Below are 12823 nucleotides of genomic sequence, written 5' to 3' on the forward strand. Positions count from 1 at the left end.
TCAAGAAATTGGGGCTTTTTTTATGCTCTGTGCCTGCGATGAAACAACAACCAGTGATACTTCAGGAAATCATACACGATGGTGCTGATCAAAACCAAAGCGGCCAAAAGCAATACTTTGAGCCCGATGCGCATATAAAAAACTCCGCCGGTGATTCCGCCCAAAAAGAAAAAGCTGATGATCGTGAGCCTGAGTTTGACCGATGACCACAACTGCGCTTGTTGCTCGGGTAATTTGTAAAAAATAAGCTGAGAAAGTTCAATACCCAAATCAGTAAACAAACCCGTGAGATGAGTGGTGCGCACGGTTGCTTTAGAAATCTTGGTGACCAGCGCATTTTGCAATCCCATCGAAAAAAGCAGTACAAAAGCTAAAAAATTGGGACTTTCGCTGGCCATCATCGCACCTAAAAAAGCCAGAGCGAGCAATATAAAACTCTCTAAAAAAACCGGAATCTGATAGCTGATTTTAGAATGCTTGCGCAGAGCAATTTCAATGAGTAAGTTCGAGGTAAACGAGCCCAGAAAAAAGAAAAAGATGTACAGAAAATAAACGAGTGAATTCAACCATTCCAATTTAAAAACCTCGTCAATTAAATACGCAAAATGCCCGGTGATGTTGGTGGTTAATTTCTGAACCGACAAAAATCCGGTTACATTGACCAGCCCCGCCACAAATGACAACAACGAGGCTATGCCCAAATTGTGCTTGAAATTGCGCGTTTTTCCTTCGTGGCGAAACATGGTCTTTTAATTTTTATCTGCTCAAATACATTTTGCGTCTGGAGTACAATTCGTAAAACTGATCATCTTTGAGATCGTCAATAAACAAAATGCTCTCGCCGGTTGATTTCATCTCTGGGCCCAATGCTTTGTTGACATTCGGAAATTTGCTGAACGAGAATACCGGTTGCTTGATCGCGTATCCTTTGAGTTTGGGTTTGAACTCAAAATCGGTGACTTTATTTTGTCCGAGCATAATCTTGGCGGCATAATTCACATAAGGTTCGCCGTATGCTTTGGCAATAAAAGGCACGGTTCGCGAGGCCCGCGGATTGGCTTCAATAATATACACCGTATCGTCTTTAATCGCAAATTGAATGTTGATCAGACCCACGGTTTGCAAAGCTTTGGCAATGCGCACTGTGTGATCTTTGATTTGTTGCATCACAAATTCGCCCAAATTAAACGGCGGCAAAGTAGCGTTAGAATCGCCCGAGTGAATACCGCAGGGTTCAATATGTTCCATAATACCGATGATGTACACGTTTTCACCATCGCAAATCGCATCGGCTTCGGCTTCAATAGCGCCATCCAGATAATGATCGAGCAGCAACTTATTGCCCGGAATATTCTTGAGCAAATCAATGACATGCTCTTCCAGCTCTTGTTTGTTGATGACGATTTTCATGCCTTGACCGCCCAAAACATACGACGGACGCACGAGCAGCGGAAAGTCTAAAACATCCGCAAGTGCGCTGGCTTGGTCGGCATTTTCGGCCACGCCAAATTTTGGATACGGAATTTTGAGCTCGGCCAACAACTCTGAAAAACGTCCGCGATCTTCGGCCAAATCAAGTGCATCGTAGCTGGTTCCGAAAATTTTAATGCCATAACGGTCGAGTTTTTCTGCCAGCTTCAAAGCGGTTTGTCCGCCCAATTGCACAATGACGCCGTCGGGTTTTTCGTGTTGGATGATGTCGTAAATATGTTCCCAAAAAACGGGTTCAAAATACAGCTTATCGGCCGTGTCAAAATCAGTCGAAACCGTCTCGGGATTACAGTTGATCATGATGGTTTCATAACCGCATTCTTTGGCGGCCAAAACCCCATGCACACAAGAATAATCAAACTCAATTCCCTGACCGATTCGGTTCGGACCAGAACCTAAAACAATCACTTTTTTACGATCTGAAACCACGCTCTCGTTCGACACATAAGTTGCTCCACTGGCCGTTTGAATTTCAGCTTCAAAAGTTGAGTAATAATAAGGTGTTTGCGCTTTGAACTCGGCCGCACAAGTATCAACGAGTTTATACACGCGCTTGATGTTCATGGTTTCGCGCAGTTTATAAACCTGGCTTTCTAAACAACGTAGCATGTGCGCAATCTGTCGGTCGCCGTAGCCTTTTTGTTTGGCTTCGAGCAAAAGTTCGCGCGGCAAAGTATCAACATTATATTGCGAAATGGCTTTTTCTATTTGATATAGTTCTTCGTATTGTTTGAGGAACCACATATCAATTCGCGTGATTTCATGAATGCGACTGAGCGGAATGCCCATTTGAATGGCGTCGTAAATCACAAAAACGCGGTCCCAACTGGCATGGGTGAGTTTATCAATGATTTGTTCATAATTGCGGTAGCTTTTTCCATCCGCGCCCAAACCATTGCGTTTGATTTCTAGTGATTGCGTGGCTTTGTGCAAGGCTTCTTGAAACGAACGCCCGATGCCCATCACCTCGCCTACCGATTTCATTTGTAAGCCTAAAGTTCGGTCAGCGCCATCAAATTTGTCGAAGTTCCAACGCGGAATCTTGACAATCACATAGTCTAAAGTCGGTTCAAAAAGTGCCGAAGTTGATTTGGTGATTTGGTTGTGCAATTCATCTAAATGATAACCCAGCGCCAATTTACTGGCAATTTTGGCAATCGGATAACCGGTGGCTTTTGAGGCCAAAGCCGAAGATCGCGACACCCGCGGATTGATTTCAATGGCTACAATATCTTCACGCTCATCGGGTGAAACGGCAAATTGCACGTTGCAACCACCAGCAAAATTCCCAATCGAGCGCATCATCAAAATGGCCATATCGCGCATTTTCTGAAAAGTCGTATCTGAGAGCGTCATGGCCGGCGCCACCGTAATAGAATCACCGGTGTGAATGCCCATCGGATCCATATTTTCAATCGAGCAAATAATGACTACGTTGTCATTTTTGTCGCGTAAAAGTTCGAGTTCGTATTCTTTCCAGCCCAATAAAGCTTTGTCAATCAAAACTTCGTGAATGGGTGAAGCTTCAAGTCCGCGGGTGAGCAATTCGTCAAAATCTTCTTTGTGATGAACAAAAGCTGCACCGGTTCCGCCGAGGGTAAACGACGGGCGAATCACGAGTGGAAAGCCAAATTCCTGGGCAATTTCTTTTCCTTTGAGGAATGAGTTGGCTGTTTTGGCCGGAGCCGCCGGAACACCGATACGCTCCAGCAATTGTTTGAACTGCTCGCGATCTTCGGTGATGTTGATGGCATTGATATCGACCCCAATGAGGCGCACGTTAAAATCTTCCCAAATGCCTTTTTCGTCGGCTTCAAGGCAAAGGTTGAGCGCTGTTTGTCCGCCCATGGTTGGCAAAACCGCATCAATTTGCGGATGCGCTTTGAGAATTTCAACGATGGATTTGGTGGTGAGTGGTTTAAGATACACGTGATCGGCCATGGCCGGATCGGTCATGATTGTAGCCGGATTGGAATTGATGAGAATGACTTCAATGCCTTCTTCGCGCAGGGAACGCGCTGCTTGTGAGCCGGCATAGTCAAATTCGCAGGCTTGGCCAATAACAATGGGGCCTGAGCCAATGATGAGCACTGATTGAATAGAAGTGTCTTTGGGCATATTGTTGTGTTGTTGTAGTTGTTGTTTTGGATCAAAAATTCAGTCGGTTAAAACGGATGTTGCTGTTTTGAAGAATGCCCTAGCCCGGATGGGAGCAAGCTACCGCGTAGCGCGGACAGCCGGAAATAGCTTCAAAAAAGGCTGCAACAAGGTATAAAAAAAAGGCGCTACTAATTGAAGTAACGCCTTTATTTTGAATGCTCGTAAACATTATTTTTTGTGTCTTGGTTCAGAAGAAACAGTCAATTTGTGTCTTCCTTTCGCTCTACGACGCGCAAGCACTTTTCTTCCATTTGCAGAAGCCATTCTGTCCATAAAACCGTGCTTATTTCTTCTTTTTCTTTTCGATGGTTGAAACGTTCTCTTGCTCATTGCTTGATATCTTTAAAACTTAATATAATCTTTGTGCGATTTGGTTTATTTGTAAAACCGGCTGCAAATATAGAAAGTTTTTTTTTGTTGACAAGTGGTTTTTAAAATAATTTTTTTGTGCTTTTTGAATTGCTTTTAAGCGCCTATTTTTTTGTTTTTTAATTCTGGAAATTCAGCGGGATTTCTTTGGGCAAAATCAGAAGAAATGATACCTTTGGCGCCGTTAATTTACATGGTATGTTTCACAGATTTTTAAAATTGATTATAGCCGGGCTCATGATTGTCGTGGCAATTTGGCAAATGACTGAAGGATATATTGGCAACGGAATATTCTTGTTGCTCTTGTCTACACTTCCGATTATCTTGTATTTCAGAAACGAATTTATTTTGCTGGCGTTCTTGCGTATGCGCAAACAAGATTTTGTCGGCGCTCAGAAATGGTTGTCGTATATTAAAAATCCTGAAACGGCTTTGGTTAAAAAACAACAAGGCTATTACAATTATTTGCATGGCATTATGCTTTCACAAACCAATTTGATTCAAGCAGAGAAATACTTCAAAAAAGCGATTGAATTGGGCTTGAACATGGATATGGATTTGGCGGTTGCTAAATTGAACTTGGCTGGTGTAGCATTAACTCGTCGCAGAAAACTTGAAGCAACGAACTTGCTCAACGAAGCTAAGAAGCTCGACAAACAAGGCATGCTCAAAGATCAAATTGTGATGATGAAAGAGCAGTTGAAGCGAATTTAATTTTCTACTTACCAACAATTTTGCTGTGGTTTTCAACAAGTTATTCAAAATAGTTTGTTGAAAACTTTTATATTTCATTTTTTCTTTGCTATTTTGGGGCATTATTAATCAATAATTCTCTGGAGTCATGCGATTAATTACTACAACTCTTATGCTCTTGCTGACCCTAAATGTGGGCTACAGCCAAAACGACGAAACCGTAACTTTTGCCTCTGCAATCAAGGCAAACCTTAAAAAGTACAACAGCCAAAGCGATCAAGCTTTTGAACGTGGCGATGTTGACAAAGCCTCCGTCCTATTTGATTCATTGGTTCAGAACCATTTGGTAGGTTCAAGATTTGATGATTATGCCTTAAAATCAGCCAAAGGCAAAAAAGTCAGATTGAGCAAAATCAAGAAACCGATTTTTTTGATTACGTATTCGTCCTGGTGTGTCATGAACAAAGGTGAAATTCAAGCCTTGAACAAATTAGCGCACAAATATGAAGATAACCTTCAGATTGTGGTTTTGTTTTGGGATATTAAAATGGATGCGCGCAAAGCAGCCGGGCCATTTACGAGTAAAATAAAAGTTTGCTATGCACATGAGTCTTACCGAAATGACGAAGCTATTGTAGCTACACTCAAACATACCCTAGGCTTTCCAACTTCATATTACTTAAATCAAAATTTAGAAGTGGTAGATATAAAACGTGGTGGTGTAGTAATTCCGCCCAAAACGCCTACCATGAAAGCTTTTGAACTCAACTATGAAGTTTTTGATCAGCGTGCGGTTGGTTTTTTAGACAGGCAAGCAAGTATAAAGCCATTATACCAAACCAACACAAGTCGTGGCAGACTTGCTCAAAATGAATAAAAAAAGCGCCTTAAAGGCGCTTTTGATTTTAATACCCACTCAGCGGAATCTCGAGTTCGTATTTCTTTTTATTGGGATTAATCAATTTTTTATCGCGCAACCACGGATTGTGGATTTTGAGAATTTTATAATTGATGCCTTGATCTTTGGCAAAAGTTGCTAAATCAGTAATACTGCTGTCAATCGTGATTTTTTTGCTCGGCAAACTGGCATATAAATCTTGCTCATTAAAAGTAAAACCAAACTTTGCGGGTTCTCTCATGATTTCTTTCAGTGCCAAAATTCGGAATACATAGCGTGAAGTTTCGTCATTCAGAAGCAAATCGTAATAATTAGTCACTTTTTGCATTTCGATTTGCTTGTTTACGCCGGTCATTCCTCCGTTGTAAGATGCCGCTGCTAAAGTCCAATTGCCAAATTTAGCTTTGGCATCGAGTAAATATTTACAGGCCGCTTCAGTTGATTTTTCTAAATGATAGCGCTCATCGACCAAATCGTTGACTTCCATACCCATTTCACGAGCCGTGTTAGGCATGAACTGCCAAACACCACGCGCGCCTGCAGGCGAAACGGCATTGACCAATCCGCTTTCAATCACCGCTAAATATTTAAAATCATCGGGCACATTATATTTTTGAAGAATCGGTTCTATAATCGGAAAAACCCGATTGGCTCGTTTGATAATAAGCAAGGTAGTGGCGTCTAAATTAGCATTAATCAGTAATTCACGATCAAGCCTTTCCCGCACATCGGTAATTTGCAGCGGTGTTTCTTCGCCAGCAAAATCAATACTCGTCGGGAAAAACATAGCCGAGCCTTCATGAGTAATTTTGTTTTTTTCTTCGGTAGAAACTCCGTATACCAAAGCACCGCTGACCAGAACAACGGTTCCAATCAAGGCTGTTTTTTTCATCCAATTCATCATCATATCTAGTTTGTTTGAGTAAACTTACAAAAATGCTTATAAAGATTAAGCGTCTAAAATAATTTTAGGTAAATGTTCATTGAACCAACGATAGCGCAAAACAATCATTATGTGTGAGCCGCCGGACACCGCAATACAACTCTTGATGTTCTCAATCGGAAAAACCTCATCAGCATCGCCATGAATGTGAACTACGTTTTCATCTACTTGCGTTCTGTTCCAACACAGCATTTGCTCAATAGCCCATTCCAGATATTCTTTGTTGCGCATTGACAAATATTTCTCGTACAACTTAAAACGCATTTTAAGCGCTTGGTTAAAAGCAAAACGCTGCAATACTTCAATTTGTTGCAGTAAACGTGTCGGAACAAGACGATAAATTTTAGAAGAACGAACCAGCTTCATTCTCAAGGGAATTTCATCTTTGGTTTTAACACTTGAAATAATAATGAGCTTACGCAGATTAATAAATTGTGCCATTTCCTGAACCAAAACACCGCCAAATGAAACGCCTATTAAAACCGGATTTTCGTGTTTTATTTCACTACACATTCGTTTTGCATAGGCAGACAATGACTCTCCGTTTAGCGGTATTTTCCACGATAGCCAATGCACTTCAAACTGATCTTCGGGTAATCGGATTCGTTCAAAAATAACCGGACTGGCAGCCAAACCGGGCATCATGTACACAGGAATTTTGTTCATTTTGGTCGTTGTCATCTTCGTACAAAGCAAAGGTACACTTTAAAATCAAGGTCAAAAAAAATATATAACTACATCATTCTGTAACATTTGCCGTTCAAAATCAACCAAGATGAGCACATTATGCTTAAATTTGTAGCCCAAATCAGTGAATTAAATTGATTTTTGAATTATAAAATTGCAGACTATGGAAGCGATGATGACCTTAGAGATTAAAGACAATACTTTTGCTCGTCAATTTGAAATTACAATCCCAGAAGGATTGATTACCGTTGAATACTCGTTTCAAGAAAAGAAAATATTCTTAACCCGCATTAATAAACCAGAAGGTTTTGACGACGAGCTTTTAATTGACGAATTACTCAAAAACATCATGACCATTGCTTATGAGCGTAAGCTTCGCGTAGTTCCGATTCTACCTAGAATTGCTTCGTTTTTCAGAAAAAACAGCATGTATAAAGAATTGCTTCCTCCGGGTATAAAAATCTAATAATGAAAAAATTACTCTTTTTTTTCATTCTGACAAGCTTTGTAAACAGTTGGGCACAATCACCCACGCCTCCACCATTGGGTTGTAGAGTGTTTACTACACTTGACACAGACAACGATGGATTTGCTACTTTTGACATCAACCAATATTTGACACAATTTAGAGCTGAAGCATTGACTTTAAACTACGATTTGTCAGGATATTCTTTTGAACTTTATCCGTCTCAGGCTGATTACAATGCAGGAACCAATGTAATTGTTTCGCCTTATAACAACATTGTTGCCTTTGAGCAATTTTGTTATATGAAGTTCATTTATTCAGGAACCGGCCCATTTTATGATGCTGCCGAATTGGCCATGGCTTTTGAATGCCATAAACTTGAAACGTCTGCCAATTTATCTTTGGATATGGCGATTAAAAAACCACTGAAATTTTATCCGAATCCAACCGTTGGAAGTCTGAACTTTGATGAGCCAATTAAAAATATGGCTTTGTTTACAACAGACGCAAGACAAATACAAATAAAAATTCAAAATCAATCGATTGATTTTTCAAACCTTTCCAGCGGCATTTATCTCATACAAGGTCAAGACAGTTCGGGCGAGGTTTTCATACAAAAAATCATCAAACAATAATTTACACAAGGCTTCAGATTGAGGCCTTTTTTTATTTCTTACAGCAAAAGAAAAACTTATCTTTAGCACATGATATCACAAGAGCTACGCGAAGAAATCCTTTTGTTTTTTGAAAATATTTCAAAGTATTACGGTTGTAAAACCGAAATTGTCGAAGGCTTGCATTTAAAACATCAAGCCGAAGATGCGCAAAAAAGCACTTGGAATTTATCAGAATTTACGCTCGCTCGCTCAGCCTATCGCAACACAGGCGAGCACTTTATGCTTGAAGGCGAAAAAATGTATTACGAAATTTCAGCGGCCAAACTCGTTGATTTCAAACAAACCAAACGCCACAGCTACGAACTGGTAGAACAATATTCAGAAGAAGTTTTTAGAATGACCAAACTCAGATTTCATTCAAAATATTAAGCCGGAACACCCACAAATTCAAAACGCACACAACCATCGTCATCAATGCGTGTCAAGGTAACTTCGTGTAAAGTATTCACCAATTCCGGATTCCAAGGCGCTTTTACTTTGACGTAATTTTCGGTAAAACCGTGAATATAACCTTGCTTGTTTTCGCCTTCAAAAAGAACGGTTCTGTTCGAGCCCAATTGGCTTTCGTAAAAAGCACGGCGTTTTTTGACTGATAAACCTCGCAACATTTTGCTGCGTTTGGCCCTTACGTTGGCCGCAACCACACCGGGCATTTCGGCCGCTTCGGTATTGTCGCGCTCTGAATAAGTAAACACGTGCAAATACGAAATATCCAATTCGTTCAAAAAGTGATAGGTTTCCAGAAAATGCGCATCGGTTTCACCCGGAAAACCCACAATAACATCCACGCCAATACAAGCGTGCGGCATCACTTCTCGGATTTTGGCCACGCGCTCGGCATACAATTCGCGCATATAGCGGCGCTTCATAAGTTTCAGAATATCATTGCTGCCCGATTGCAACGGAATGTGAAAATGCGGCACAAAAGTTCTGCTGCCCGATACAAATTCAATGGTTTCATTCTTGAGCAAATTGGGCTCAATCGATGAAATGCGCAAACGCTCAATGCCTTCCACCAAATCTAGTTTCTGCACCAATTCTAAAAAAGTGTGTTCGTGTTTTTTATTACCAAACTCACCTTTTCCGTAATCGCCGATATTCACACCGGTAAGCACAATTTCTTTGATGTCTTGCTGGGCAATTTCATACGCGTTTTTGAGCACGTTTTCAAGCGTGTCGCTGCGCGAAATACCACGAGCCAGCGGAATCGTACAATAAGTACATTTATAATCACAACCGTCTTGCACTTTTAAAAACGCACGCGTTCTGTCGCCGATGGAATAAGAACCAACGTAAAAATCTGCTTCTTGAATTTCGCATGAATGCACCTCTCCATAATTATTTTTAGATAAATCATTGAGGTAATCGGTGATTTTAAACTTTTCGGTAGCGCCCAAAACCAAATCAACGCCATCTACCGCAGCGAGTTCTTCGGGTTTGAGTTGCGCATAACAACCCACGGCCGCCACAAAAGCATCCGGATTGAGCTTCATCGCTTTGCGCACCACTTGTTTGAATTGCTTGTCGGCATTATCGGTCACCGAACAGGTATTGATCACGTATATATCGGCTACTTCTTCAAAATCAACACGCTCAAAACCTTCGTCTTGAAAGTTTCGGGCAATGGTGGATGTCTCAGAAAAATTGAGTTTGCAACCCAGCGTATAAAAAGCAACTTTATTCTTGTTTTTCATGGTTTTATTTTGGGCGTTTCCCTTGGGCTTCGGCACATGTCTGCACTTGCGAAAGAATTGGTAAAAGCCTTCAGCCACGCGGGCCGCACTTTTCGCTTTTAGTCCTCGCTGTGCTGCGGGCTAACCGCTTTAATCGCTAACGCGGGCGCAAAGGTACACACAAAATTCGGTTTGAAAAAGCGGGCTTTGCTTTTTTTGAACACTCACAATCAGCGCGTTAAATGCCGGTTCAGTGCCCGCATAGCAGCCCCGATCACAGCGGTTATCCTTTGGGGCTGGCGTTCAGCCTCAAAGATAAAAGCGCAGAGCGGGAAAAGCTGCCCAACAAAAAAAGCCACCCAAAAAAAAGGTGGCTTCTAAATTCAATATTTGTTATGTGTTATTCTTTGCGGTATTTTTTGGTTGCTTCAAAAACGTGTTCCAAAATTTTGGCGTCTTGCTCGGTAAAATCAACATGACGGCGCGACATAACAATTTTGGCGGTCTGAAAAGCTTTTGAGGTAAGATAAGTTGTAAAACCCGAGGCTCCGCCCCAACTGAAACTCGGCACAAAATTGCGCGGAAATCCGCTGCCAAAAATGTTGGCGCTCACACCCACCACGGTTCCGGTATTGAACATGGTGTTGATGCCGCATTTGCTGTGATCGCCCATCATGAGCCCGCAGAATTGTAAGCCCGTTTTGGCAAAACCTTCGGTTTCGTAGCTCCAGAGTTTGACTTCTTCGTAGTTGTTTTTGAGGTTGGAATTGTTGCTATCGGCGCCAATATTGCACCACTCGCCCAAGACTGAATTGCCCAAAAATCCGTCGTGGCCTTTGTTTGAATAACCAAACAACACCGAGTTGTTGACCTCGCCGCCAATGCGACATTCAGGCCCAACGGTGGTGGCTCCGTACACTTTGGTCGCCAGTTTTACTTGCGCTCCTTCGCACAGCGCAAACGGTCCGCGAATGACTGAACCTTCCATGATTTCGGTGTTTTTACCAATATAAATTGGGCCGGTTGATGCATTGAGCGTGACAAATTCTAGCTTGGCCCCTTCTTCAATAAAGATGTTTTCAGGCGAAAGCACATTAACGCTTTTGGGAATCGGTTGTGAGTGACGACCTTCGGTAAGCAGTTCAAAATCTTCGCGCAAAGCCGCATCGTTTTTAGCAAAAATATCCCAAGTGTGCGCTACAAAAAGGCAGTCGTTGGCATAGTCAATAATTTCATATTGATCAAAATTCACTTCTTCTTGGGTGTCTTGCGTGTAAAAAGCAATCACTTCTTCGCCTTTAAAAATGGCTTGATTGGGTTCAAGATTGCGCACCATTTCAACCAAAATATCATTGGGTAAAAACGAGGCGTTGATCATGATGTTTTGCTCCATTTCTACCATCGGGAATTTCTCAGAAAGATATTCTTCGGTGAGCGTCGTGGTGGTGGTTCCGAGGTGTCGCTCCCATTTTTCGCGGATGGTCAAAATTCCGATTCTGATGTCGGCTACCGGTCGGGTAAACGTAAAAGGTAAAAGCGCGTTGCGTACGGTGCCGTCAAAAAGTATATAATTCATGTGATTCGGTTATGCGTTAATGGTTGGTCTGTTGTTCTCGATAAATCAACCGACCCAAAGTTTGAAAAAAAATTCCGTTTGGCAAAGTTCGGTTCAATAAAAAAGCCCTTCCGATACGGAAAGGCTTTTTTATAATTTTGAACACTGTAAAGATTATTTGCCGTGTTTGGCATATTTTGTTTTGAACTTGTCAATACGACCAGCCGTATCAATAAGTTTAGATTTACCTGTATAAAAAGGGTGTGAAGTTCTAGAGATCTCCATTTTCACCACTGGGTATTCAACACCTTCGTGCATGATGGTTTCTTTAGTTTCAGCAGTTGATTTGGTGATGAACACATCGTCATTTGACATGTCTTTGAAAGCTACTAATCTGTAATTTTCTGGGTGAATTCCTTTTTTCATGATAAATCTTTCTATTTAATGTGGCAGCCGATTCTGATGCTTTTGCTTTAAAAGGTATGAACCAGCAGCGACTTTTGTTATTCTATTGGTTTAATTTTGAGTGCGCAAAAATACAACTATTTTTTAATTGACAAACGATTATCAGATATTTTTTACCATAGCTTACATAATGTTTTTTCTGCGCTGTAACAGCAGATTTGCTATATTTGTCGATTGAATTTAAAAACCTTTTTTATGTCAGATTCAACTACTGCCAACAATGTGATTTCAGCCAATCAGCTCGGAATTCTTTTCGGAGTAATTATGGTACTCGAGTTTGTGATTTCTTATGTGATGAACATCGATCCAATATCCAACCCAACGGCCGGAACACTCATGAATGTTGGGAATTATTTGATTTTTCCGGTTTTGTTTATTTTCTTGGCTTGCAACAACTTCAAAAAAAGTCATTCGGGCTACATCAGTTTTAGTCAATGCCTTAAAACGGGCGTGATGGTTTGCTTGATTGCCGCGCTTATTTTTGGTGTTTTCAACGGAATTTTTATGACGATCTTTCCGGAGTTTGCCGAAGAAATCCTCAGAAAAACCCGTGCGGTTATGTTAGAGAAAAGCCCTCAGATGACACAAGAGCAAGTTGACATGGCGATTGGCATGACCAAAAAATTTATGAATCCGCTCTTTAGCACACCGATTACCGTTTTGATGTATTGTTTTATCGGATTGATTTATTCACTCATTATTGGCGCCATTGTCAAAAAAGACCCGCCTCATAGCTTGTAATTGCC

14 protein-coding genes are annotated in these 12823 nt (G+C 41.2%); 6 read left to right on the forward strand and 8 right to left on the reverse strand.

Annotated features, from left to right (window positions below; all coding sequences use genetic code 11):
* Positions 1 to 20 precede the first annotated feature (20 nt).
* The 3 genes from KIH23_RS09055 to rpmH form a co-directional block, all read right to left on the reverse strand.
* Complete coding sequence (locus KIH23_RS09055; protein ID WP_213213161.1) at positions 21 to 743, reverse strand: YoaK family protein; 723 nt, start codon at positions 741 to 743, stop codon at positions 21 to 23.
* A gap of 13 nt (positions 744 to 756) precedes the next feature.
* Positions 757 to 3609, reverse strand: coding sequence for a carbamoyl-phosphate synthase large subunit (gene carB, locus KIH23_RS09060; RefSeq protein WP_213213162.1), 2853 nt, complete (start codon positions 3607 to 3609; stop codon positions 757 to 759).
* A gap of 210 nt (positions 3610 to 3819) precedes the next feature.
* Entirely contained in the window at positions 3820 to 3981 is a 162-nt protein-coding gene (rpmH, locus tag KIH23_RS09065) for a 50S ribosomal protein L34 (RefSeq protein ID WP_008464848.1), read from the reverse strand.
* Between the two features lie 237 nt (positions 3982 to 4218).
* On the opposite strand from rpmH, the gene KIH23_RS09070 reads away from it, so the two are divergent.
* Positions 4219 to 4734 carry a DUF2892 domain-containing protein gene (locus tag KIH23_RS09070; protein ID WP_213213163.1) on the forward strand — a complete coding sequence of 172 codons (516 nt, stop codon included), beginning with the start codon at positions 4219 to 4221 and terminating at the stop codon, positions 4732 to 4734.
* A 127-nt stretch (positions 4735 to 4861) separates the two neighbouring features.
* Entirely contained in the window at positions 4862 to 5590 is a 729-nt protein-coding gene (locus KIH23_RS09075) for a TlpA family protein disulfide reductase (protein WP_213213164.1), read from the forward strand.
* Between the two features lie 28 nt (positions 5591 to 5618).
* Here the strand turns inward: KIH23_RS09075 and KIH23_RS09080 are convergent, their stop codons facing one another.
* Both KIH23_RS09080 and KIH23_RS09085 read right to left on the reverse strand, forming a co-directional pair.
* Positions 5619 to 6512 carry a lytic transglycosylase domain-containing protein gene (locus KIH23_RS09080; protein WP_213213232.1) on the reverse strand — a complete coding sequence of 298 codons (894 nt, stop codon included), beginning with the start codon at positions 6510 to 6512 and terminating at the stop codon, positions 5619 to 5621.
* A 48-nt stretch (positions 6513 to 6560) separates the two neighbouring features.
* Entirely contained in the window at positions 6561 to 7220 is a 660-nt protein-coding gene (locus KIH23_RS09085) for an alpha/beta hydrolase (protein ID WP_213213165.1), read from the reverse strand.
* Positions 7221 to 7404: 184 nt separating this feature from the next.
* Between KIH23_RS09085 and KIH23_RS09090 the strand changes: the two genes are divergently transcribed.
* The 3 genes from KIH23_RS09090 (at position 7405) to KIH23_RS09100 (ending at position 8753) form a co-directional block, all read left to right on the forward strand.
* Positions 7405 to 7707, forward strand: coding sequence for an N-acetyltransferase (locus KIH23_RS09090; protein WP_213213166.1), 303 nt, complete (start codon positions 7405 to 7407; stop codon positions 7705 to 7707).
* 2 nt (positions 7708 to 7709) lie between these two features.
* On the forward strand, positions 7710 to 8342 hold the full coding sequence (locus tag KIH23_RS09095) for a T9SS type A sorting domain-containing protein (protein WP_213213167.1): 633 nt from the start codon (positions 7710 to 7712) through the stop codon (positions 8340 to 8342).
* A gap of 69 nt (positions 8343 to 8411) precedes the next feature.
* On the forward strand, positions 8412 to 8753 hold the full coding sequence (locus tag KIH23_RS09100) for a hypothetical protein (protein WP_213213168.1): 342 nt from the start codon (positions 8412 to 8414) through the stop codon (positions 8751 to 8753).
* On the opposite strand, the gene mtaB is transcribed toward KIH23_RS09100, so the two are convergent.
* The 3 genes from mtaB to KIH23_RS09115 all read right to left on the reverse strand — a co-directional run bounded on the left by mtaB (position 8750) and on the right by KIH23_RS09115 (position 12038).
* Positions 8750 to 10078 carry a tRNA (N(6)-L-threonylcarbamoyladenosine(37)-C(2))-methylthiotransferase MtaB gene (gene mtaB, locus KIH23_RS09105; protein ID WP_213213169.1) on the reverse strand — a complete coding sequence of 443 codons (1329 nt, stop codon included), beginning with the start codon at positions 10076 to 10078 and terminating at the stop codon, positions 8750 to 8752. The genes KIH23_RS09100 and mtaB overlap by 4 nt on opposite strands.
* Before the next feature lie 379 nt (positions 10079 to 10457).
* Complete coding sequence (locus tag KIH23_RS09110) at positions 10458 to 11633, reverse strand: GlmU family protein (protein ID WP_213213170.1); 1176 nt, start codon at positions 11631 to 11633, stop codon at positions 10458 to 10460.
* A gap of 153 nt (positions 11634 to 11786) precedes the next feature.
* On the reverse strand, positions 11787 to 12038 hold the full coding sequence (locus tag KIH23_RS09115) for a type B 50S ribosomal protein L31 (protein ID WP_213213171.1): 252 nt from the start codon (positions 12036 to 12038) through the stop codon (positions 11787 to 11789).
* Positions 12039 to 12272: 234 nt separating this feature from the next.
* On the opposite strand from KIH23_RS09115, the gene KIH23_RS09120 reads away from it, so the two are divergent.
* Positions 12273 to 12818: a DUF4199 domain-containing protein gene (locus tag KIH23_RS09120; protein ID WP_213213172.1), complete on the forward strand. Its 546-nt coding sequence runs from the start codon at positions 12273 to 12275 to the stop codon at positions 12816 to 12818.
* Positions 12819 to 12823: the final 5 nt, after the last annotated feature.

Source organism: Flavobacterium sp. CYK-55, assembly GCF_018413465.1.
Lineage (GTDB): Bacteria > Bacteroidota > Bacteroidia > Flavobacteriales > Flavobacteriaceae > Flavobacterium.

Coding starts and splice junctions, on each gene's coding strand:
- carB (WP_213213162.1), bottom strand. CDS start 3,609: ATGCCCAAAGACACTTCTATTCAATCAGTGCTCATCATTGGCTCAGGC.
- KIH23_RS09120 (WP_213213172.1), top strand. CDS start 12,273: ATGTCAGATTCAACTACTGCCAACAATGTGATTTCAGCCAATCAGCTC.
- KIH23_RS09095 (WP_213213167.1), top strand. CDS start 7,710: ATGAAAAAATTACTCTTTTTTTTCATTCTGACAAGCTTTGTAAACAGT.
- KIH23_RS09090 (WP_213213166.1), top strand. CDS start 7,405: ATGGAAGCGATGATGACCTTAGAGATTAAAGACAATACTTTTGCTCGT.
- KIH23_RS09070 (WP_213213163.1), top strand. CDS start 4,219: ATGTTTCACAGATTTTTAAAATTGATTATAGCCGGGCTCATGATTGTC.
- KIH23_RS09110 (WP_213213170.1), bottom strand. CDS start 11,633: ATGAATTATATACTTTTTGACGGCACCGTACGCAACGCGCTTTTACCT.
- KIH23_RS09115 (WP_213213171.1), bottom strand. CDS start 12,038: ATGAAAAAAGGAATTCACCCAGAAAATTACAGATTAGTAGCTTTCAAA.
- KIH23_RS09075 (WP_213213164.1), top strand. CDS start 4,862: ATGCGATTAATTACTACAACTCTTATGCTCTTGCTGACCCTAAATGTG.
- KIH23_RS09080 (WP_213213232.1), bottom strand. CDS start 6,512: ATGAATTGGATGAAAAAAACAGCCTTGATTGGAACCGTTGTTCTGGTC.
- mtaB (WP_213213169.1), bottom strand. CDS start 10,078: ATGAAAAACAAGAATAAAGTTGCTTTTTATACGCTGGGTTGCAAACTC.
- KIH23_RS09085 (WP_213213165.1), bottom strand. CDS start 7,220: ATGAACAAAATTCCTGTGTACATGATGCCCGGTTTGGCTGCCAGTCCG.
- rpmH (WP_008464848.1), bottom strand. CDS start 3,981: ATGAGCAAGAGAACGTTTCAACCATCGAAAAGAAAAAGAAGAAATAAG.
- KIH23_RS09100 (WP_213213168.1), top strand. CDS start 8,412: ATGATATCACAAGAGCTACGCGAAGAAATCCTTTTGTTTTTTGAAAAT.
- KIH23_RS09055 (WP_213213161.1), bottom strand. CDS start 743: ATGTTTCGCCACGAAGGAAAAACGCGCAATTTCAAGCACAATTTGGGC.